Annotated in this window: 20 protein-coding genes; 6 read left to right on the plus strand and 14 right to left on the minus strand. The window is 67.1% G+C overall.

Translation table 11 applies throughout. The features are described from left to right. Window positions 1-71: 71 nt before the first annotated feature. The 3 genes from Y900_RS06760 to Y900_RS06770 are packed head-to-tail and all read right to left on the minus strand — an operon-like array spanning window position 72 to window position 2853. Window positions 72-1160, minus strand: coding sequence for an adenosine deaminase (locus Y900_RS06760; protein ID WP_036340460.1), 1089 nt, complete (start codon window positions 1158-1160; stop codon window positions 72-74). Continuing rightward, a complete protein-coding gene (locus tag Y900_RS06765) occupies window positions 1157-2443 on the minus strand; it encodes a thymidine phosphorylase (protein WP_036340462.1) in 1287 nt (428 codons plus the stop codon). The genes Y900_RS06760 and Y900_RS06765 overlap by 4 nt, the downstream gene beginning before the upstream one ends. Further along, the gene (locus Y900_RS06770; protein WP_036340463.1) at window positions 2440-2853 is read right to left on the minus strand and encodes a cytidine deaminase; all 414 of its coding nucleotides are present in this window, start codon (window positions 2851-2853) and stop codon (window positions 2440-2442) included. The genes Y900_RS06765 and Y900_RS06770 overlap by 4 nt, the downstream gene beginning before the upstream one ends. 172 nt (window positions 2854-3025) lie before the next feature. Between Y900_RS06770 and sdhC the strand changes: the two genes are divergently transcribed. The 5 genes from sdhC to Y900_RS06795 all read left to right on the plus strand — a co-directional run bounded on the left by sdhC (window position 3026) and on the right by Y900_RS06795 (window position 8648). After that, window positions 3026-3448 carry a succinate dehydrogenase, cytochrome b556 subunit gene (gene sdhC / locus Y900_RS06775; RefSeq protein WP_081845012.1) on the plus strand — a complete coding sequence of 141 codons (423 nt, stop codon included), beginning with the start codon at window positions 3026-3028 and terminating at the stop codon, window positions 3446-3448. A 17-nt stretch (window positions 3449-3465) separates the two neighbouring features. Continuing rightward, on the plus strand, window positions 3466-3906 hold the full coding sequence (locus tag Y900_RS06780) for a succinate dehydrogenase hydrophobic membrane anchor subunit (RefSeq protein WP_192827566.1): 441 nt from the start codon (window positions 3466-3468) through the stop codon (window positions 3904-3906). Between the two features lie 18 nt (window positions 3907-3924). Further along, window positions 3925-5679, plus strand: coding sequence for a succinate dehydrogenase flavoprotein subunit (gene sdhA, locus Y900_RS06785; protein ID WP_036340471.1), 1755 nt, complete (start codon window positions 3925-3927; stop codon window positions 5677-5679). Then, window positions 5679-6482, plus strand: coding sequence for a succinate dehydrogenase iron-sulfur subunit (locus tag Y900_RS06790; RefSeq protein WP_036340473.1), 804 nt, complete (start codon window positions 5679-5681; stop codon window positions 6480-6482). The genes sdhA and Y900_RS06790 overlap by 1 nt, the downstream gene beginning before the upstream one ends. 78 nt (window positions 6483-6560) lie before the next feature. After that, on the plus strand, window positions 6561-8648 hold the full coding sequence (locus tag Y900_RS06795) for a cellulase family glycosylhydrolase (protein WP_051659927.1): 2088 nt from the start codon (window positions 6561-6563) through the stop codon (window positions 8646-8648). On the opposite strand, the gene fadD1 is transcribed toward Y900_RS06795, so the two are convergent. Genes fadD1 through Y900_RS06830 form a run of 7 tightly spaced genes read right to left on the minus strand, consistent with a single transcriptional unit; the run spans window position 8645 to window position 15042 of the window. Then, a complete protein-coding gene (fadD1, locus tag Y900_RS06800; protein WP_036340476.1) occupies window positions 8645-10219 on the minus strand; it encodes a fatty-acid--CoA ligase FadD1 in 1575 nt (524 codons plus the stop codon). The two genes, Y900_RS06795 and fadD1, sit on opposite strands and share 4 nt — an antisense overlap. Next, window positions 10216-10629 (minus strand): Zn-ribbon domain-containing OB-fold protein, encoded by a 414-nt coding sequence (locus Y900_RS06805; protein WP_036340478.1) that lies wholly within the window; start codon window positions 10627-10629, stop codon window positions 10216-10218. The genes fadD1 and Y900_RS06805 overlap by 4 nt, the downstream gene beginning before the upstream one ends. Further along, complete coding sequence (locus Y900_RS06810; protein ID WP_036340480.1) at window positions 10629-11828, minus strand: thiolase family protein; 1200 nt, start codon at window positions 11826-11828, stop codon at window positions 10629-10631. Before Y900_RS06810 ends, Y900_RS06805 begins: the two co-directional genes overlap by 1 nt. Continuing rightward, entirely contained in the window at window positions 11828-12265 is a 438-nt protein-coding gene (locus Y900_RS06815; protein ID WP_036340483.1) for a hotdog family protein, read from the minus strand. Before Y900_RS06815 ends, Y900_RS06810 begins: the two co-directional genes overlap by 1 nt. After that, the gene (locus Y900_RS06820) at window positions 12262-12759 is read right to left on the minus strand and encodes a MaoC family dehydratase (protein WP_036340484.1); all 498 of its coding nucleotides are present in this window, start codon (window positions 12757-12759) and stop codon (window positions 12262-12264) included. Before Y900_RS06820 ends, Y900_RS06815 begins: the two co-directional genes overlap by 4 nt. Beyond that, window positions 12756-13862: an acyl-CoA dehydrogenase family protein gene (locus tag Y900_RS06825; RefSeq protein WP_036340486.1), complete on the minus strand. Its 1107-nt coding sequence runs from the start codon at window positions 13860-13862 to the stop codon at window positions 12756-12758. The genes Y900_RS06820 and Y900_RS06825 overlap by 4 nt, the downstream gene beginning before the upstream one ends. 1 nt (window position 13863) lies before the next feature. After that, complete coding sequence (locus Y900_RS06830) at window positions 13864-15042, minus strand: acyl-CoA dehydrogenase family protein (RefSeq protein WP_036340489.1); 1179 nt, start codon at window positions 15040-15042, stop codon at window positions 13864-13866. A 223-nt stretch (window positions 15043-15265) separates the two neighbouring features. Here Y900_RS06830 and Y900_RS06835 point away from each other — a divergent pair, with 223 nt between their 5' ends. Beyond that, the gene (locus Y900_RS06835) at window positions 15266-17005 is read left to right on the plus strand and encodes an APC family permease (RefSeq protein ID WP_036340492.1); all 1740 of its coding nucleotides are present in this window, start codon (window positions 15266-15268) and stop codon (window positions 17003-17005) included. On the opposite strand, the gene Y900_RS06840 is transcribed toward Y900_RS06835, so the two are convergent. From Y900_RS06840 to Y900_RS06855, 4 genes are all read right to left on the minus strand, one after another. Continuing rightward, window positions 17002-17682 (minus strand): YoaK family protein, encoded by a 681-nt coding sequence (locus Y900_RS06840; RefSeq protein ID WP_036340495.1) that lies wholly within the window; start codon window positions 17680-17682, stop codon window positions 17002-17004. The two genes, Y900_RS06835 and Y900_RS06840, sit on opposite strands and share 4 nt — an antisense overlap. After that, a complete protein-coding gene (locus Y900_RS06845) occupies window positions 17679-19247 on the minus strand; it encodes a gamma-glutamyltransferase family protein (protein ID WP_237752520.1) in 1569 nt (522 codons plus the stop codon). Before Y900_RS06845 ends, Y900_RS06840 begins: the two co-directional genes overlap by 4 nt. Window positions 19248-19262: 15 nt before the next feature. Continuing rightward, entirely contained in the window at window positions 19263-19970 is a 708-nt protein-coding gene (locus Y900_RS06850) for an amino acid ABC transporter ATP-binding protein (protein ID WP_081845281.1), read from the minus strand. 77 nt (window positions 19971-20047) lie between these two features. Then, complete coding sequence (locus tag Y900_RS06855; RefSeq protein ID WP_036340504.1) at window positions 20048-20830, minus strand: amino acid ABC transporter permease; 783 nt, start codon at window positions 20828-20830, stop codon at window positions 20048-20050. Window positions 20831-20844: the final 14 nt, after the last annotated feature.

The raw sequence follows: 20844 nt of genomic DNA on the forward strand, positions 1-20844 counted from the left end.
CCGCGTGGCCCACTGCGCCCGGCAAGTGACGCTGCGGGCGACGGCGGAGCAAACAAAGAGCAGGCTGCGCCTCAGCCGATCAGGACCGCGTAGCGCGGTTTGATCACCTCGTCGATGATGGCCAGCCGCTCGTCGAAGTGGATGAACGCCGATTTCATCGCATTGATGGTGAACCGCTCCAGATCGCTCCACCCGTAGCCGAACGCATCGACGAGGCGGGCCATCTCCTGGCTCATCGTGGTATCGCTCATCAGACGGTTGTCGGTGTTGACGGTGACCCGGAACCGCAGGCGCGCGAGCAGGTCGAAGGGATGGCTGCCAATGCTCGTCACCGCGCCGGTCTGGACGTTGGAACTCGGGCACAGCTCGAGCGGTATTCGCTTGTCGCGCAGGATCGCGGCCAGCGGGCCCAGCCGCGCCGTGCCGTCCGGCGCCACCTCGATGTCGTCGACGATGCGCACACCGTGGCCCAGCCGGTCGGCCCCACAGTAGGCCAGCGCCTCGTGGATGGACGGCAGGCCGAATGCCTCGCCGGCGTGAATCGTGAAGCGCGCGTTGTTACTTCGCATGTACTCGAATGCGTCGAGGTGGCGGGTGGGTGGATAGCCGGCCTCCGCGCCGGCGATGTCGAACCCGACCACCCCCTTGTCGCGGAACCGGATCGCCAGTGCGGCGATCTCCCGCGATCGCGCGGCATGGCGCATTGCGGTCACGAGGCAGCGCACCACGATCGGCCGGCCGTCGGCTGCGGCGGCCTTCTCCCCGTCGGCGAAGCCGGCCAGCACCGCGTCGACCACCGCGTCCAGGGACAACCCGCCGTCGATGTGCAGCTCCGGGGCGAACCGCACCTCGGCGTAGACCACGTTGTCGGCTGCCAGGTCCTCCACGCATTCGAACGCCACCCGATGCAGGGACTCGGGGGTCTGCATGACGGCGACGGTGTGGGCGAAGGGTTCGAGGTAGCGCACCAGCGACCCGCTGTGCGCGGCGGTGCGGAAGAACTCGGCCAGCCCGGCCTCGTCGGTGGAGGGCAGCCCGTCGTACCCGATCTGCCCGGCGATGTCGAGGACGGTGGCTGGGCGCAGACCACCGTCGAGGTGGTCGTGCAGCAACGCCTTGGGTGCTCGGCCGATCATCTCCGGCGTCAGCGGTGTGGTCATCGGGCGATCCGATCGATGATGAGCGGGCGTGGGTTCGGCGGCTCGTCGACCACCGAGAAGGCACCGTCCAGTTCGCCCATCGCGGCAGGGATCCGCTCCGGGGTGTCGGTATAGAGGGTGAACAGCGGCTCGCCTGCGCTCACCGGCTCACCGGGTCTGCGGTGGATGCGCACGCCGGCGCCGAATTGCACAGGCTGACCCGGGGCGGCCCGGCCCGCGCCGAGTCGCCAGACGGCAAGCCCCATCGCCAAAGCGTCGATGTCACCCATTGTGCCGCCTCGCGGCGCCGGCACGGTCTCGGAATGGGCACCGATCGGAAGCTGTGCGTGAACGTCGCCGCCCTGTGCGGTGACCAGCGCGCGGAAATGATCCATCGCGGTGCCGTCGCGCAGGGTCTCGGCCGGATCGCGACCGTCGATACCGGCCAGAGCCAGCATCTCCCCCGCCAGTCGGACCGTCAGCTCCACGACGTCATCGGGGCCGCCGCCGGCCAGCACCTCGAGTGATTCGGCGACCTCCAGGGCGTTGCCGACCGTACGGCCGAGGGGGACGTCCATATCGGTCAGGACGGCAACGGTCGGCACTCCGTGAGCCAGACCCAGCTCGACCATGGTGGCGGCCAGTTCCCTCGACTCGTCTTCCGTTTTCAGGAACGCTCCGCGGCCGACCTTCACGTCGAGCACCAGCGCGTCGGCGCCCTCGGCCAGCTTCTTGCTCATCACCGAACTGGCGATCAACGGCAGCGACTCCACCGTGCCGGTGACATCCCGCAGTGCGTAGATCTTTCGGTCTGCGGGCGCCAGCTCCCCGGCAGCGAAGATCGCCGCACCGATCTCGGACAACTGCTGGCGCACTTGGGCTTTGGAGATCTCCGCGGTGAACCCCGGAATCGACTCCAGCTTGTCCAGGGTGCCACCGGTGTGCCCGAGGCCTCGGCCTGCGGCCTGCGGAACCGCCGCACCGCACGCGGCGACGACGGGCACCAGCGGAATGGTGATCTTGTCGCCAACGCCGCCGGTGGAATGTTTGTCCACCGTCGGCCGGCCGAGATCGCTGAACTCCAAACGCTCACCCGAGGCGATCATCGCGAAAGTCCACCGGGAGATCTCGCCGCGGTCCATCCCCCGCAGGAAGATCGCCATCAGCAGCGCCGACATCTGTTCATCGGCGACCCTGCCATGGGTGTAGGCGTCGATAACCCAATCGATGGCCTCGTCGCTCAACCGGCCACCGTCACGCTTGACCCGGATGACCGTCGGCGCATCGAATGTGAACTGCGTCACGGCTTTTCCCGTTCCACTCGGGCCAGGTCATCGGGGCCGAACGCGTCGGGTAGCAGGTCGGCCAGCAGGCGCGGGCCGTCGGCGTGATCGACGAGCAGCTGCGGGCCGCCGTGCTCGAGCAGAAGTTGACGACATCGTCCGCAGGGCATCAGGGCGGCCCCGGTGGCGTCGACAACCGCAACGGCCCGCAGTCGTCCGCCGCCGCCGGAAACCAGTGCACAGACCACCGCACACTCGGCGCAGAGACCCAGGCCATATGAGACATTCTCCACATTGCAGCCGGTGACCACGCGACCGTCATCGACCAGCGCCGCAGCCCCGACCGGGAACCCCGAATACGGTGCATAGGCGCGAGCGGCGACATCAATTGCTTTGTCGCGCAGCGATTTCCATTCGATTTCAGTGACCATGCGTCGCTCACCTCACCCGTACTGAATGCATTCACCAACCGCCTCGCCGCATTTGTCACCCCCGACCGAACAGGCCGGGAGCCGCAACTTGTCCCTGCACCGTAATTCTTTCGACCGTACAAACGGAGTTAGAGTCCAATCCATAACGCAACGATGGTGTTGGAGGCGCTGAATGAGTACAGCGGCACCGGTCGTGCCGGCCCCGCGCGACAAGTCGACGAGGCGACGGCGCACCCTTTACCGCGGTGACCCCGGAATGTGGTCGTGGGTGCTGCATCGCATCACCGGCACCACGATCTTCTTCTTCCTCTTCGTCCACGTCCTGGACACCGCGCTGGTACGGGTCAGCCCGCAGGCCTATAACGAGGTCGTCGAGACCTACAAGACGCCGATCATCGGCCTGATGGAGATCGGCCTGGTGGCCGCATTGCTGTATCACGCACTCAACGGCGTGCGGATCATCCTGATCGACTTCTGGTGGAAGGGCCCCCGCTATCAACGGCAGATGCTGTGGGGTGTGGCCGCGGTCTGGCTGCTGGTCATGGTGCCTTCCCTGGTGATCATCGGCATGCACATGGCGGAGCGGTTCCTGTGAGCGCGCCCGAGAGCCGGCTGGGACCGCCCGCTCCGATTCTGGAACGCAATCACGACCGCCCGGCCGGGCTGGACAACCCGCGCACCCCGCGCCGGCGGTCCGGCATGCCGAACTTCGAGAAGTACGCCTGGCTGTTCATGCGGTTCTCCGGCGTCGTCCTGATCTTCCTGGCGCTGGGTCACCTGTTCATCGGGCTGATGTGGGACGGCGGCGTCTACCGGATCGACTTCAACTACGTCGCCCAGCGCTGGGCCTCGCCGTTCTGGCAGACCTGGGACCTGCTGCTGCTGTGGCTGGCTCAGCTGCACGGCGGCAACGGGATCCGCACGATCATCGGCGACTACGCCCGCAAGGACTCCACCAAGTTCTGGCTGAACTCCCTGCTGGTGATCTCGATGCTCATCACGTTGGTGGTGGGCACCTACGTCCTTCTCACCTTCAATCCCAACATCTCCTAGAAGCACTTCGAGGCGAAAATGATTACCGAACACCGCTACGACGTGGTCATCGTCGGGGCAGGCGGGGCAGGCATGCGCGCCGCCGTCGAGGCCGGCCCCCGGGCGCGGACCGCGGTGCTGACCAAGCTGTATCCCACCCGATCGCACACCGGCGCCGCCCAGGGCGGCATGTGCGCGGCGCTGGCCAATGTCGAAGAGGACAACTGGGAGTGGCACACCTTCGACACGGTCAAGGGCGGCGACTACCTCGCCGACCAGGACGCCGTCGAGATCATGTGCAAGGAAGCCATCGACGCGGTGCTCGATCTCGAGAAGATGGGCATGCCGTTCAACCGCACCCCGGAAGGCCGCATCGACCAGCGCCGGTTCGGCGGGCACACCCGCGATCACGGCAAGGCTCCGGTTCGCCGGGCGTGCTACGCCGCCGACCGCACCGGCCACATGATCCTGCAGACGCTGTACCAGAACTGCGTCAAGCATGACGTCGAGTTCTTCAACGAGTTCTATGCCCTCGACCTGGTGTTGACCGAGACCCCCAGCGGCCCGGTGGCCAGCGGTGTGGTGGCGTACGAATTGGCGACAGGCGATATTCATGTCTTCCACGCCAAGGCCATCGTGTTCGCCACCGGCGGCTCCGGCCGGATGTACAAGACCACCTCCAACGCCCACACGCTGACCGGCGACGGCCTGGGCATCGTCTTCCGCAAGGGACTTCCCTTGGAGGACATGGAGTTTCACCAGTTCCATCCGACGGGCCTGGCCGGCCTGGGGATCCTCATCTCCGAAGCCGTCCGCGGCGAGGGCGGCCGGTTGCTCAATGGCGAAGGCGAGCGCTTCATGGAGCGCTATGCCCCCACCATCGTCGACCTGGCGCCCCGCGACATCGTCGCCCGCTCCATGGTCCTCGAGGTCCTGGAGGGTCGCGGCGCCGGACCGCACAAGGACTACGTCTACATCGACGTCCGCCACCTCGGCGCCGATGTGCTGGAAGCCAAGCTGCCGGACATCACCGAGTTCGCCCGCACCTATCTCGGCGTGGATCCGGTCAAGGAGCTGGTGCCGGTCTACCCCACCTGCCACTACGTGATGGGCGGCATCCCGACCACGATCACCGGACAGGTGTTGCGGGACAACAACACCACGGTGCCCGGCCTCTACGCCGCAGGCGAGTGCGCGTGCGTGTCGGTGCACGGCGCCAACCGCCTTGGCACCAACTCGCTGCTGGACATCAACGTCTTCGGCCGTCGCGCCGGGATCTCGGCTGCGAACTACGCCCTCGGCCACGATTTCGTCGACATGCCCGAGCAGCCGGCCGGCATGGTGGTGAACTGGGTCTCCGACATCCTCAGCGAGCACGGCAACGAGCGGGTGGCCGACATCCGCAGTGCGCTGCAGCAGTCGATGGACAACAACGCCGCGGTGTTCCGCACCGAGGAGACCCTCAAGCAGGCACTCACCGACATCCACGCCCTCAAGGAGCGCTACGCCCGAATCAGCGTGCACGACAAGGGAAAGCGGTACAACAGCGACCTTCTCGAGGCCATCGAGCTGGGCTTCCTGCTGGAACTGGCCGAGGTCACCGTCGTGGGTGCGCTGAACCGTAAGGAATCCCGCGGCGGTCACGCCCGGGAGGACTACCCCAACCGCGACGACACCAACTACATGCGGCACACGATGGCCTACAAGGAAGGCTCGGATCTGCTCAGCGACATCCGGCTGGACTACAAGCCCGTCGTGCAGACCCGTTACGAGCCGATGGAGCGCAAGTATTAATGACGATCGCACCGGACGTTAAAGAGCCTGCCCTGCCGCCGATTCCGGACGGGGCCGTGATGGTGACACTCAAGATCGCACGGTTCAACCCCGACGATCCCGACAGCGCCGGCTACCAGAGTTTCCGGGTGCCCTGCCTACCGAGTGACCGCCTGCTGAACCTGCTGATCTATGTGAAGAGCTACTTGGACGGCACGCTGACCTTCCGCCGCTCCTGCGCCCACGGGGTGTGCGGGTCGGATGCGATGCGGATCAACGGCGTCAACCGCCTCGCGTGCAAGGTCTTGATGCGCGACCTGCTGCCAGCCCCGCCCCGTGGTCGCTCCGCGGGCTCCGCTCCAAAGGACAAGCCGCTCACCATCACCATCGAGCCCATCCGCGGCCTGGCCGTGGAGAAGGATCTGGTGGTCAACATGGAGCCGTTCTTCGACGCCTACCGCGCGGTCAAGCCGTACCTGATCACCTCGGGCAATGCGCCCACCCGGGAACGCATTCAGAGCCCGACCGACCGGGCCCGATACGACGACACCACCAAGTGCATCCTGTGCGCGTGCTGCACCACCAGCTGCCCGGTGTACTGGAGCGAAGGGTCGTACTTCGGGCCTGCCGCGATCGTGAACGCGCACCGGTTCATCTTCGACAGCCGCGACGAGGGCTCGGCCGAACGTCTGGACATCCTCAACGACGTCGACGGCGTCTGGCGCTGCCGCACCACGTTCAACTGCACCGATGCCTGCCCCCGCGGCATCGAGGTCACGAAGGCCATCCAAGAGGTCAAGCGGGCGCTGATGTTCGCGCGCTGACCCGGAGTCGGGCCAAAGCCTTGCCTGTAGCCCCGATTCGCGCGCAGAATGGCAGTCTGCTCCGAGTCGGGGGGACTCATGCCATCGGCGATCGGGTGGTGCCGCACCGGCGGCTTGGCGGTTGCCGTGGGCGCTTGCCTTGCGCTGAGCTGCCCCGCTGTCGCGGCCGCGGACTCACACGACTCCAGCAGCTCGTCGCACAGCGTCGGCCACGCCAAACCCACAAGCGGCGTCGCCTCGCCGGCCCGCAATCGCCTATCCGGTAAGGCGCCGAGCGCCGGCAGGCCTGAGCCCGCGATCGCCGTGCGCACACCGAACCCCGTCGAATCGGTTTTCTCGGCGGTCCTTGGCGCACTGACCTTCGCGCGCCGCGAGTTCGAGCACACACTGTTCAACAAGGCGCCGACGATCAACTACGACCCGACAAACAACAGCCTCGCCACCGGCGATGCCATCACCGGCAACGTCGGCGCGACGGATCCCGAGAACGACCCGCTGGCCTACAAGATCAAGCAGCAGCCGACGTCGGGGACGGTGACCATCGACGCCCACGGCACCTTCGTCTACACGCCCGCTGCGCCGATGCAGCCCGGGGACACCGCCCAGTTCGTCGTCGCCGTCATCGACCGCGGATTGGGGCTGCACGGAATCCGCTCGCTGCTCTCGCCGCAGACCGCAGGCACCACCACCGCCACCATCACGGTGGCGGCCATCGTTGCCGAGCCACCGCAGCTGAGCATCTCCGATGCCACCGCGACGGAGCCCGGGACCCGGGTCGGTGCCGGCTACTGGCACACCAGCGGCAACCAAATCCTCGATGCCGCAGGCAATCCCGTGCAGATCGCCGGCGTCAACTGGTACGGCTTCGAAGGCTACAACGGCGTCCCCGACGGGCTGTGGACACGCAATTACAAAGACATGATGGACCAGATCGCCGCCGAGGGGTTCAACACGATTCGACTGCCCTACTCCCAGGACGTCCTGCACGGCCAGATCCCGGGCAACAGCATCGATTTCACGATCAATCCCGACCTGCAAGGTCTGACGTCGATCCAGGTGATGGACAAGATCATCGACTACGCGGGCCAGATCGGGCTCAAAGTCATTCTCGACCACCATCGCAACGACGCCGGTGTCAGCACGACGGCCAACGGCCTCTGGTACGACGACAAGTACAGCGAGACCGACTGGGTCAACGACTGGGTGACGCTGGCTGCCCGCTACGCCGGGAACCCGACCGTGATAGGCGTCGACCTGCACAATGAGCCGTACAACTGCACCTGGGGCGGCGGCGGCGCCGACGACTGGGCCCGTGCTGCCGAGCGAGCGGGAAATGCGGTCCTCGCGGTCAACCCCAACCTGTTGATCATTGTTGAGGGCATCGGCGTCTACAACAACCAATACTATTGGTACGGAGGCAATTTGATGGGCGTCAAGGATCGTCCGATCGTGCTGAACGTGCCGAACCGCGTGGTCTACTCCCCGCACGACTATGGCAATTCGCTGTTCCCCCAGGCCTGGTTCGCCGGCGACAATTTCGGCGCAGGCCTGCCCGGCGTGTTCACGAACGCCTGGGGCTACATCTACAAGGACAACATCGCGCCGATCTACCTGGGCGAGTTCGGCACCAGCCTGACCGACCCGAAGGACGTCGTCTGGTTCGGTGCCCTCACCGCCTACCTGTCCGGCGATCTCGACAACAACGGAAGCATCGACATCCCCGCCGGTACCGAACCCATGAGCTGGACGTACTGGGCGTGGAATGCGAGCTTCGACGACAACGGCGGCATCCTGGGCAGCGACTGGACCACGGTCGACCCGAACAAGATGGCCTACCTCAAGCCCATTCAATTCCACTTCAGCGACCGCACCGGTACGTCGGTGGCCACGTTCACCGTGACCCTGACCGCCCCATCAGACCAGACCGTCACGGTGCACTACGCCACCGCCGGCGGCACGGCCGTCGAGGCCAGCGACTTCGTCGGCGCCGCGGGCACCGTGACATTCTTGCCCGGTGAGACCAGCAAAACCGTTGCGGTGACGGTACTCGGCGATTCGGCGGCACAGAACAACGAGACGTTCACCGTCGTGCTGTCTGCTCCGGCCAACGCCACGTTGGCTGACGCCACGGGCGTGGGCACCATCGTGGACAACCCGGTGGTCTAGCCGAGAACCCGGTAGCTGGTCTCGCGCGGTCCGCGCTCCCACAGCACGCCGTCGCCTGCGGTCACACCCTCGGCGCTCAGTTCCCGCTTGAGGATCTTGTTGGTGGCGGTCTGCGGCAGGTCATCGTTGATGCGGACGAATCTCGGCCAGGCCTTCGGCGACAGATCCGGCTGACCGGACAGGAACTCCTCGAATTCCGCGGTTGTCAATGATTCGCCCTGGCGCAGAACAAGTGCCGCCATCACCTGATCGCCCACCCGCTCGTCGGGCACGGCGTACACCGCGACCTGGCTGAGTCTCGGGAGCCGCAGCAAGATCCGCTCGATGGGCGCGGCGGCCATGTTCTCCCCGTCAACCCGCATCCAGTCCGACGTCCGGCCTGCGAGGTAGATCCAGCCGTCGGCGTCGCGGTAGGCGAGGTCACCGGTCCAGTACATACCGTGCCGGAGCCGCTCGGAGGTCGCCGCCGGGTCGTTGTAGTAGCCGGTGAACGGCCCGGAGCCGGTGGTATTGACCAACTCCCCGACCGCGTCGTCGGCATTGAGCAGGGCGCCATTGTCGTCGAAAACGGCGGTGGCACACTCGGTCAGGGTGTCGGGATCATAGATCGACACCCCACCCCAGCCCTTGCCGATCGAGCCGGGCGGGGTACCGTCCTCGCGGACCACGACGACGGCGAACTCGCTGGAGCCGAATCCGTCGATGATGCGGCAGCCGAAACGCCGTGAGAAGTCGGCGATATCGCGTTCGGTGGCCTCGTTGCCGTACATGATGCGCAGCGGGTTGTCGGCGTCGTCGGGCTGTTCGGGGGTGGCCAGCACCAGCGCCAACGGCTTACCGACGTAGTTCATGAATGTCACGCCGTAGCGACGCAGATCGGGCAGCAACCGCGACACCGAGAACTTCACCGGCACCATGGCCGCTCCGGCGGTGACCGCCACCGAGAACCCGACGGCCACCCCGTTGGAGTGGAACAGCGGCATCGCGAGATAGCACACGTCCTCGGCGGTGATGTCCATCTGGGCCACCAGGCTCAGACCACACATCACGCTCATCGTATGGACGAAGGGCACCGCCTTGGGGTTGCCGCTGGTGCCGGAGGTGAAGATCATCATGAACGGATCGGTGCCGGTGACCTCATGCGGCACAAGCGTTTTCGCGGTCGCCACGGCTTCGGTGTAGCGCGGGCCTGCCACGTTCAGCACGGTGACGCCCGAGAGGTCCAGTCCTTCGATCAGCGGAGCGTGGTCGTCGTCGACCAGTAGCAGCTGGCAATCCGAGCGCGTGATGTCCGACCTCAGGCCCTCGCCGCGGCGGGTGGTGTTGATCCCGCACAGCACATAGCCGCCGAGCGCGGCAGCGGCCATCGACCGCACGTAGGCCGGCGAATTCGTCATCAGCGCACCGACGTGTCTCGGCCGTGCCGGATCCAGCAGAGCCAGCAGTGCGGAGGCCTCCGCTGCGGCGCCGGCCAGGTACTCACGCCACGTCCAGGTGCGTTCCGGTGAGATCACCGCGACGGAGTCATCGTCCATGCGGGTGCGCAACAGCTTCTGGACGGTGTCGATCACGCGTCCGCCGGGCGGTAGCGCAGCAGGGTCATCCCGGTGCCGGGGAGGTCACAGAACACCGGGGCGACACGCATCCCGATCCGGATGTTCTCCGGGTCGACGTCGACCAACTCTGTCGAGAATCGCGGCCCGACATCCCATTGCACGACGGCGGGAAGCTGCGGCAGTGCGTCGGCCCACGGCGGACCGGTCGGGCGGCGGGCCACCGTATAGGTGTACAACGTTGCGGCGCCGTCGATCTCGCGCCACTCCAGGTCGTCGGCCAGGGTGCCCGGCGCAAGCGTCCGCGGATAGAACACGTAGCGGCCGGCCGACGGTGAGTACTGCACCAGGATCCGGTGCTGGGCCAGCGCATCCCAGAACGGCTGCGACACCGGCGTGGGTTCGGGAACGGGCATCGGCTCGGCCATCAGTCGCCCCCCAACACCAATGCCACCTGCTCACTCATGATCCCGCCGGTCCCGGCGACGAACGCGGTGTTGGCGTCGCGAACCTGCGCCGCCGCCGAGCGGCCCATCAACTGGCGGGCGGCGTCGACCACGTGGTGCATGCCCCCGGACATCCCGGCCTGCCCGTAGGACAGCTGGCCGCCTGCGGTATTGAGGGGGAAGTCGCCGCGGAAGGTCAGGTCGCGGTCCTTGATCCAGCTCATGCCCTGGCCCTTCGGGCAGAACCCGGCGTCCTCCAGGGTCATCAGCACCGTGATCGTGTAGCAGTCGTAGACCGACGCGATGTCGACGTCGGCCGGTGTGAGCCCCGCCATCGCGAAGGCCCGGCCGGCCGAGCGGGCGATGGGGGTGTCCATCGGATCCTGGGCGTACGTGGTGGTCTTGAAGGCGATGTGCTCACCGAAACCCTTGATCCACACCGGACGATGACGGCTCCTGCGGGCCACATCGGCATTGGCGATCAGTACCCCGGTGCCACCGTGGACGGGCATGACGATCTCCAGCATGCGGATCGGGTCTGCGATCATCGGGCTGGCGAGCACGTCCGCTTCGGTGATCGGCTTGCCGTGGAACACCGCGCCGGGATGCGCACAGGCATTGGTGCGTTGATCCACCACGATCTTAGCCAAGGCCGACGGATCATAGCCGTACTGCGCGCCGTAGCGTTGGGCGATCTGGGCGAACGGGGCGTTCTGCCCGACGTTGCCGTAGGGGATCTCGTATTCGGCCTGTGGCGACCCGTAGTTGTTGCTCGACGCCCCAAACCAACTCGGCGCCAACGGCTCCCGCCGAACCGATCGGGGCAGAGCCCGGGAGCCGGGCAGCACGGCCAGCACCGCGTCGCACAGCCCGAGCTCGACGGCGACGGCCGCGCGCCACACCATGGCCGCCGAGGTCGCACCGCCCAGGTCCACCCGCTCACCGAAATCGATGGGCAACCCCAGGTATTCACTCAAGGTGGCCGGCACGAACATGTCCGATTCGGCCAGTCCGTGCGAGATCAGCCCGTTGACCACGCTTGCGTCCAACCCGGCGTCGTCGAGCACCAGCTTGGTCAGCGCCGCGTACTGGTCGAGGGTGAACAGTCCCGGACCGGTCGGCTTGCGCTCGGCGGGCAGCTCCGCGATGCCGACGATCGCCGCCGCCCCGGCCAGCTTCATCAGGAATCCTCGCGGCGGCGAGGCAGTTCCACGGTGGCGGTGCCGGGCATCAGAACCTCGGCGTCTCGCCTGCCTGCGATCTCCAGGTCCACCAACGCGCGGTCCGCCTCGATCCGCTTGGCGGTGACCGTGCCGCCGAAGGTCAGTGGCTGCCCCGGGAATGCCACCCCGCGGTTCTGCACCGAGTAGTTCACCAGCTTGCCGCGGCCACCGATCCAGTCGGTGAGCGCGCGGGCCAGCAGCGCGGCCTGCAGCGGTCCCTGCACCAGGACGTCGTCGTAACCCTCTTGGTCGCGGGCCCACTGCTTGTCGTAGTGGATCCGGTGGCCGTTGTAGGTGGCGGCGCTGAAGAAGAACATCTGCGTCTCGTCGACGGTGACGGTGAGCTCCGGTATCCGCTCACCGGGTTCGACGTCGTCGAAGAACACCTGGCTCACGGGCGCGCAATCATCGACGTGGACGCCTCGGCCACCAGCTCGCCGTGCTGGTTGCGGTAGACGGTGTGCCAGGTGACCAGAACGAATCGTCCTGAGCGGCCTTCCTTTTCCACGACGGAATCGATGGTGCGGACCATCTCGATCTCGTCGCGATGATAGGCGGGCAGATGAAAGGTGGTGCTCTCGCCGCCGGCCATCCGTCGTGGCGCCTTCGGAAAGGCCAGACTGCCCGACACGGCGCCGGACGACCCGTCCTGACGAAGGCCGGCCAGCGGGCTGACCCCGAGGATCGTGTATTGCAGGTACAGCGGCGGGCAGATCACGTCGCGGTAGCCGTTGGCGCGGGCGTAATCGGGGTCGAACCACAGCGGGTTGTCATCGCCGACGGCTGCGGCCCAGCGTTGCCAATCCCGGCGGATCACCTCGCCCGTGGCGGTGGCCGCGACGGTGCCGACACGCGCCGCCGTCTCCGGGTCGATCAGACTCTCTGTCATCGGCCGTCCTTGCGCCGCAACCGTTCACCGACGGCAGCCGAGCTGACCTCGTCCTCGTCGAGCCAGCCTGCGGCGATGTCGGCACCGCCGCCCAGCGTCGAGAGCACCCTGGCCCGTTCCGACCACAGGTAGAGGTCGGTCTCCACGACGTATCCCATCCCGCCGTGCAACTGGTGGGCGTCGAGGGTGGCCCACTTGGCCGCCGTGGCGGACTGGATGCGGGCGATCGCGGTTTCCCGAACAGCGCTGCGGCCCTGGCTGATCGCCGAGATCGCGGACTGGGCGGCCAGCCGGGCCGCCGCAAGCCCGATGTGCATGTCCGCCACGATGTGCTGGGCGGCCTGGAATGAGGCGATCGGCCTGCCGAACTGGTGGCGCACGGTGGTGTAGCGCACGGTGCGTTCGAGGACCGCCTCGCCGACGCCGACGAGATCGAGCGCGGTCAGCGCCATCGCGGCATTGGCGGTGCGACGGAGGTCGTCACGGCCCAGCGCGGCGCCGTCGTTGAGGACATCGTCGACAGGCACGTCGTCGAAGCGCACCACCGAGGCGAGGTGGCCGCCCATCAGCGCCAGCGGACGTAGCGTGACCCCGTCGTTGTGCAACCGGACGACGAAGCCGACGGTGTTGCCGGACCGGTCGAATCCGGACACGACGACGATGTCGGCGGTATCGGCGTCGTTGACGAAATCGGCTGTGCCGGTGAGTCGCCACGTGCCGTCACGATCCTGGTCGGCGCGCATGGTGGCGGTCACATCGGCTGCGTCATTCGGATTCCAGAGCGCGGTGGTGGCGGCGATCCGTCCGGCGGTCAGGTCGGGCAGCCACGTGACGCACGACTTCTCACCGCCGAGGATGTGCAGCGCGTGCGCGGCGATCGCGGTGCTGTGCACGCGCATCGGGCAGAGGGCCCGGCCGGCTTCGCGGGCGAAGATTCCGAGATCCGAAAGGGATCCGCCGGACCCGCCATAGACTTCGGGCAGCCCCAGCCCCATCACGCCGGCCGTCGCGAGGTCACCCCAGAGATCGGCGCGTCCGGCGGCCAGCAGGCCGCGCAGACTGGCTTCCAGGTCGCGATCATCTTGCGAGGGAACGAGTTTCATCTCACCGTCCGTAGGAGGGCATGCTGTTGCCGCGCTGGGCGATGACGTCGCGGAGCACCTCATTGGTACCGCCGCCGAAGCGCATGAGGGGTGCGAACCGGTACAGCTTCTCGAACCGTCCGCCGGCCGGCGCCTCCGAATTGCGATGCGCCAGTAGGCCTTCCGCGCCCAGCAGGTCGATACCGAGGTCGGCGATGCGCTGCCGCAACTCGCTGCTGAAGACCTTTTCAACACTGACCTCCACAGTGGGGATCACCCCGCCCGCCAACAACGACGACGCTTCGTAGCCCATCAGCCCGGCGACCTCGACGTCAGCCTCGGCCTGGGCCAGCCTGCGGCGGAAACCGGGATTGTCGATCGGGACGGTGCCGTCGCGGCGCGGCATCCGCGCCAGCACCTGCAACTCGTCGAGTGCACGCCGCAGGTCCCCGGCGTTGGTCAGCGCACCGCGCTCCAGATCGAGGGCTCCGGTGATGTAGGACCAGCCGCGGTTCTGCTCACCGATCAGATTGGTCACCGGTACCCGCACGTCGTCGAAGAAGACCTCGTTGGTCCGGTAGCCGGACCACGCTATCAACGGGCGGATCCGGACACCCGGGCTGTCCACCGGGACGACGATCACCGAGATCCCCCGGTGCCGCTGGGCCTGCGGATCGGTGCGCACGCACAGCCATTCGTGGGTGGATCGCTGCGCGCCGCTGTTCCAGATCTTGGATCCGTTGATCACCCATTCGTCGCCGTCACGGACTGCCTTGGTCCGCAGCGACGCCAGGTCGGTGCCGGCATCGGGCTCGGAATATCCCAGCGCACAGGTCATCTCGCCGCGCGCGATCAGCGGGAGGAACTCGCGCTTGTTCTGCTCAGTGCCGTGTCGCATGATCATCGGCGCGATCGAGGTGACGGTCAGATCCGGGCCCGGCGCACCCCAGTACTCGAACTCGGTCATCAGCAGGTGCAGGTGCACGGGACCCAACCCGAGGCCGCCGTACTCCGCAGGCCAGTTCAGGCCGAACCAGCCCTTGGCGCCGAGCTTGCGGCGAAACGCCGCCACCTCGCCACCCGGGTGCTCCAGATTGTGTTCGGCGATCTCGGCACGAAGGGCGTCAGTGACGTTCTCCCGCAGGAATTCCCGCACCTCCGCCAACCACGCGCGCTGTTCGGCGTCGAGGTCGAAATCCACAAGTCAGCACCCTAGCCGAGTAGTTAGTCCGTCAACTCAATATTGCCCGGTATCGGGGTGTCACATTTCCGGCCCGGCGCTGCAGAACGCCCCGGGGCCACCTGACCACCGATTCCATTGCTGAAGTTACCTTCAGGAAAACAATTCCGCAGAATGTCCGCGTGCTGGCGACTGAAACCGTAGTCTCGTGTCGTTTCATTCAGGCGTTTGAGCAGGAGATGCCATGAGTAAAGGTGAGCTCACCCTCGAGCCCGGCGGCCCGGCCTCGTCGACCGTCGAGAGCAAAGGCCTCAAGGGCGGGGCGCTGGGGTTGGTGTCCAGCATCGTCGTCGGAATGGCCTCGACGGCGCCGGCATATTCTCTTGCGGCGACGCTCGGGCTGATCGTCGCCAGCGGCGGAGCGCTGCTGGCCGGTGTGAAGGCCCCCGCGATCGTGCTGATCGCGTTCATCCCGATGTACATGATCGCGGTCGCCTATCAGGAACTGAACAAGGCCGAACCAGACTGCGGCACCACGTTCACCTGGGCGTCGCGGGCGTTCGGGCCGCTGATCGGCTGGCTCGGCGGCTGGGGCATCATCGCCGCCGACATCATCGTGATGGCCAACCTCGCGCAGATCGCCGGCGCCTACTCGTTCACATTCGTCGGCGATCTCGGTTGGCATTCGGCGGCCGATCTGGCCAAGAGCACACTGTGGTCGACGGTGGCCGGAGTCATCTGGATCATCGTGATGACCTGCATCTGTTACCGCGGCATCGAGGTCTCGGCGCGCATCCAGTACGGCCTGCTCGGCATCGAGCTGGTGGTGCTGGTGGTGTTCTCCATCGTGGCATTGGTCAAGGTGTACGCGGGCAAGGCGGAGACCTATTCACTGCACCCGGCGCTGTCCTGGTTCTGGCCCGGCGGCCTGGACTTCGGGACGGTGATCGCCCCAGCCATCCTCACCGCGATCTTCATCTACTGGGGCTGGGATACCGCGGTGGCGTGCAACGAGGAATCCGAAGACCCCGGTACCACGCCGGGACGCGCCGCGGTCATCTCGACCTTCCTGCTGCTGGCGACGTACGCACTCGTCAGCGTCTCGGCCATCGCATTCGCGGGCACCGGAACCGACGGCATCGGCCTGGGCAACCCGGACAACGCCGCGGACGCGTTCGCCGCGATCGGCCCGGACCTGTTCGGCGACAGCGTGCTCGGACACATCGGCCTGCTGCTGCTGTCCGCGTCGATCCTGACCTCGGCGTCGGCGTCCACCCAGACGACGATCCTGCCGACTGCCCGCACCACGCTGTCGATGGGTGTCTACCGGGCGTTGCCGCAGTCGTTCGCCAAGATCCACCGCACGTACCTGACCCCCACCACCTCGACCCTCGTCATGGGTGCGGTGTCGATCGGGTTCTACGTGTTGTTCACGTTGATCAGTTCGAACCTGCTCTCCGCGCTCATCGGTTCGGTCGGCCTGATGATCGCCTTCTACTACGGCCTCACCGGTTTCGCGTGCGTGTGGTTCTACCGCAAGGACCTGACCGCCTCGGCGCGCGACTTCGTCATGCGCGGGGTGGTGCCACTGCTGGGTGGCCTGATCCTGCTGGTGGTGTTCGCCTATGGACTGATCCAGTACGCCAAGCCGGACTGGCTGACCGACGCCGACGGCAACAACGTCACGATCTTCGGGTTCGGCGCGGTGGCGGTGGTGGGTATCGGCGCGCTCGTGCTGGGCGTGATCCTGATGGGGATCTGGTGGCTGATGTCGCCCGACTTCTTCCGCGGCCGCACCCTGTCCCGGCGCTCGAGCGCCGACCTGGTGCTCGAACCGGCCACCGCTGTCGAGGCGCACTTCGGCCTTCCCGACTCCGGGGACATGCCGACGGTCATCTCCCCGGACCTGTCGAACCTCCCGCCCGGCGAGACTGCCATCAATCCGGGGACCGGCGAGGAGTTCACCCGAGGCCCGCAGGCTTAGGGCAGCTCCGTGCGGGGCCACGTCCGGTGCCCGGCGACGGCCACCGCGGCAGTCATGACGGCCGCCAGGTAGACCGGGTAGCCGGCGTCGATCCGCAACAACGAGGCGCCGCAGAATGCGCCCGCGATGATCACCACGACGGCCCACAACCGGCGGTGCGTCAGCCACAACATGCCGGGGCCGAACAGCGTCTCGCTGGCGTAGGCAGTGAGCGTGGAGGTGACCACGACGGTGGTGATGTCGGCGACGGCGAGCATCCGCGCCGTCGCGGCCTGGGCGCCCATCAGCGTCGCCAGGGTGGCGGCGATCCCGACGCCGACCGCCGACTCGCCGTGAACCCGAACGAGTGTCAGCAGCGTGGCCGCGGCGGCGAGCACCACCGCGCTGGTGGCGAACACGCCGGTGACGACCGGCCGCCAGCCGCCGGGGTGACGTTGCAGCAGGCGGCCCACCACCGCGGCACCGACCACGTAGGCGCCGAGCGCCACCAACGGTCCGGCGACGGGCAATTCGTCCTCACCGGCCATGCCCATCCCGAGGATCACCACATTGCCGGTCATGTTGCCGGTGAACACCCGGTCCAGCGCGAGATACCCCACCGCGTCCAGCAATCCGGTGACGAAGGTCAGCGCAAGCATCAGCCACAGCTGAAGGTGCGTGCGGACGAGGGCGGTCACGGCTGCGGACGCGGGTAGTGCGCCACCACCGCGGCGCCGTCCGACCGCGGATCCGACGCTGCCGTCATCGAGCCGCCGGAATCGACGAAGACCACATTGGCCTGGCCGAGGGCTTCGGTGCGCGGCGGTACCTCGGTCGCGGTGAAGCCCGCGGCACGGATCGACGCCTGCACGGCCGGGTCCAGGTCGGCCTCGACGGTCACGCTGTCCGGGCCGCCGCCGCACTGGGTGCCGACGATGGCGCGGGGCGCGGCAACCGCCTCGACCGCCGTGGCGCCGCCCAGTGCCCGCAGGAGGATCTGGCCGAGGATCTGCGGCTGGCCCTGCCCGCCCATGGTCGACAACACGTGCGCGGTCCGGCCCTGCCGCACCGTCATAGCCGGCATCAGCGTGTGCGCCGGGCGCTTTCGCGGCGCGATCACATTCGGTGATGCCGGGTCCAGGCTGAACCCACAGCCGCGATTGTGGAACAGCACACCGGTGACCGGGTCGATCAGTCCGGACCCGAACGCGTGATAGACGCTCTGGATCAGTGACACCGCGTATCCCTCGCCGTCGGCGACGGCGATACCCACGGTGTCCCCGCGGGGCACACCCGGCGGCCGGCTCACCGGCCCGGCGCGGTCCGGAATCGCGCTGACGTCGAGGTCGACGGCGGCGTACCGCGGGTCGGCGAGTTGGCTGTCGCGAATCCCGTTGCCGCGGTGGAAGGCCCGCAGCAACTGCCCCATACCGTCGCCGACCGGGTCGTCCAGGCCGCCGGCGTGCACCAGACCGAGCGCGTGCAGCAGCAGAAAGCCCTGGCTGTTGGGCGGGCTCGTCAGAACGGTCAGGTCACCGAACTCGGCCCTCAACGGCTCGACGACCTCAACCTGGAAGTCGGCGAAATCCGCTTCGGCCAAACAGGATTGGTGGGTACGCAAGTAACCGACGGATCGTTGCGCGAGGCCCCCACTGTAGAACTCGTCCGGCCCGTCGGAGCGCAAGGTCGCCAACGTGTCGGCCAGGGCCGGCTGCCGGAACAACTCACCGATCCTCATCGGTGCGCCGTGCGGGCGAAACACCCGGTCGAAGTCGACGGTTCCGATCAGATCGCGATTCTCGGGATCGTCGAGGTGGGTGGCCAGCGACGCGGGTACCGACACACCGTCGCGGGCGGCCGTCTCAGCGGCCCACAGCGTCGAACTCCAGGAGGCCCGGGAACCCAAGCGGCGCATTGCCTCCCACCCTCGTATCCCGCCCGGCACGGTCACCGCGGCCGCACCACGCGCAGGCAGCCAGTCGCCGTGCTCGGCGCGAAGGGCGTCGGCATCTACCGTGGCACCGGCCCACCCGGAGGCGTTGAGGCAGCTCACTGAGCCATCCGGGGTTCGGATCAGAGCGAACAGATCGCCGCCGAGAGCGACGTTGTGGGGGTAGACGACAGTCAGTACGGCGGCGGCGGCGATGGCGGCGTCGATGGCAGTGCCACCGCCGCGCAGGATCGCGATCCCGGCATCGGTGGCCAGGGCGTGCGGGGTAGCCAGTGCTGCCACTACTGGCTGCCCGCCAAGGGCGGCGGACACGAGAGATTCACTCCTTCAGCGGATGGTGGAAAGAAACGCCTTGGTGCGGTCGTGCTGCGGGTCGGCGAACAGTCGCTCCGGTGGCGCGTCCTCGATGACCCGGCCGCCGTCCATGACGACGATACGGTCAGCGGCGTCCCTGGCGAACCGCATCTCGTGTGTGACGACCACCATGGTCATGTGGTCGTCGGCCAGCTCACGCATCACCGCCAGAACCTCGCCGACCATCTCGACGTCCAAAGCACTGGTGGGCTCGTCGAACAGCATGACCTTGGGCCGCATGGCCAGCGCGCGGGCGATCGCCACCCGCTGTTGCTGTCCGCCGGAGAGTTGGCTGGGACGGGCATCGGCCTTGTCCGCCAGGCCCACTCGGCTCAACAACGCGATTGCGTCGCGACGCCCCTCGTCCTTGGCCACCCCGAGCACGCGTACCGGGCCGTTCCAGACGTTCTCGGCGGCGGTCATGTGCGGGAACAGGTTGAAGTGCTGGAAGACGAACCCGATCTCGCGCCGGCGGCGCGCCAACTCGTTGATGCTCACCTTCCTGGTGCCGCCGGAGTCGCGATGGCCGATGGGCGTCCCACCGATCATGATCCGGCCGCTGTCGACGGTCTCCAGGTGATTGAGCGATCGCAGCAGGGTGGTCTTGCCCGCTCCGGAAGGACCGATGAGGACGACGACCTCACCGCGCATGACGTCCAGCGAGACGTTGTCGAGAACCATGCGGCCACCGAGGGTTCGAGAGACGTTCTGCACCGAGACGATCGGAAGTTGTTCTGCCGCTTGGTTCACCGTGGACCTCACACCTGGGCTTCGGCGGGCGCGGGGCCGCGGCGGCCACCGAGGAGCCGCTGGGTGATGCGCACGCGCTGGTTGATGCCGAGCTGGCGAGCCAGCCTGTTCTCGATCTCGGCCTGGATGACCGTCCATATCGTGGTGAGCGCGAGGTAATACAGCGCGGCGACGATGAAGATCTCGAAGGTGTGGAAGGTCGCCGAGCTGATCGACTGCGTCACAAGGAACATCTCGCTGACACCGATCACCGACAGCACCGAGGTGGTCTTCATCATGCCGTTGAAGGAATTGCCCATCGGCGGAACCATGACGCGCAGCGACTGCGGGACGATGATCCAGCGCATCACTTTCGCCGGCTTCATCCCCAGGGACTCGGCGGCCTCGAATTGCCCTTTGGGTACCGAATCCAAACCGGCGCGGATGATTTCGGCGATGTATGCGCTCTCGTTGATCGTAAGCCCGACGATCGCCGCCTGGATCGCCGCCTTGACCGACAACCCGAACAGCGATACGTCGTGGAACTGGTAGAGACCGACCGCCGCCAGACCGGTGTAGATGATGACCAACTGGACCAGTAGCGGAGTTCCCCGGACTGCCCAGATGTACAGGCTCGCGCACCAACGCAACACAGCGAACCGGGACCGGCGCAGCAGCGCTAGGACCAAGCCGACGAGGATGGCCAGCACCATCGCGACCACGGAGATGACGATGGTGAGAACCAGGCCGTCGAGGAAACGCTCACTGGGAGTGAACAGCGATTTCCAGAAGAACTGCCAATCGAAGTGCACGTCGCCGGTCTCCC

The organism is Mycolicibacterium aromaticivorans JS19b1 = JCM 16368 (assembly GCF_000559085.1).
Taxonomy (GTDB): domain Bacteria; phylum Actinomycetota; class Actinomycetes; order Mycobacteriales; family Mycobacteriaceae; genus Mycobacterium; species Mycobacterium aromaticivorans.

Excerpts from the sequence above, each read along its gene's own strand:
- Y900_RS06760 (WP_036340460.1), bottom strand. The coding sequence starts at position 1,160 with ATGACCACACCGCTGACGCCGGAGATGATCGGCCGAGCACCCAAGGCG.
- Y900_RS06770 (WP_036340463.1), bottom strand. The coding sequence starts at position 2,853 with ATGGTCACTGAAATCGAATGGAAATCGCTGCGCGACAAAGCAATTGAT.
- sdhC (WP_081845012.1), top strand. The coding sequence starts at position 3,026 with ATGAGTACAGCGGCACCGGTCGTGCCGGCCCCGCGCGACAAGTCGACG.
- sdhA (WP_036340471.1), top strand. The coding sequence starts at position 3,925 with ATGATTACCGAACACCGCTACGACGTGGTCATCGTCGGGGCAGGCGGG.
- Y900_RS06790 (WP_036340473.1), top strand. The coding sequence starts at position 5,679 with ATGACGATCGCACCGGACGTTAAAGAGCCTGCCCTGCCGCCGATTCCG.
- Y900_RS06795 (WP_051659927.1), top strand. The coding sequence starts at position 6,561 with ATGCCATCGGCGATCGGGTGGTGCCGCACCGGCGGCTTGGCGGTTGCC.
- Y900_RS06805 (WP_036340478.1), bottom strand. The coding sequence starts at position 10,629 with ATGGCCGAGCCGATGCCCGTTCCCGAACCCACGCCGGTGTCGCAGCCG.
- Y900_RS06810 (WP_036340480.1), bottom strand. The coding sequence starts at position 11,828 with ATGAAGCTGGCCGGGGCGGCGGCGATCGTCGGCATCGCGGAGCTGCCC.
- Y900_RS06820 (WP_036340484.1), bottom strand. The coding sequence starts at position 12,759 with ATGACAGAGAGTCTGATCGACCCGGAGACGGCGGCGCGTGTCGGCACC.
- Y900_RS06825 (WP_036340486.1), bottom strand. The coding sequence starts at position 13,862 with ATGAAACTCGTTCCCTCGCAAGATGATCGCGACCTGGAAGCCAGTCTG.
- Y900_RS06835 (WP_036340492.1), top strand. The coding sequence starts at position 15,266 with ATGAGTAAAGGTGAGCTCACCCTCGAGCCCGGCGGCCCGGCCTCGTCG.
- Y900_RS06850 (WP_081845281.1), bottom strand. The coding sequence starts at position 19,970 with ATGGTTCTCGACAACGTCTCGCTGGACGTCATGCGCGGTGAGGTCGTC.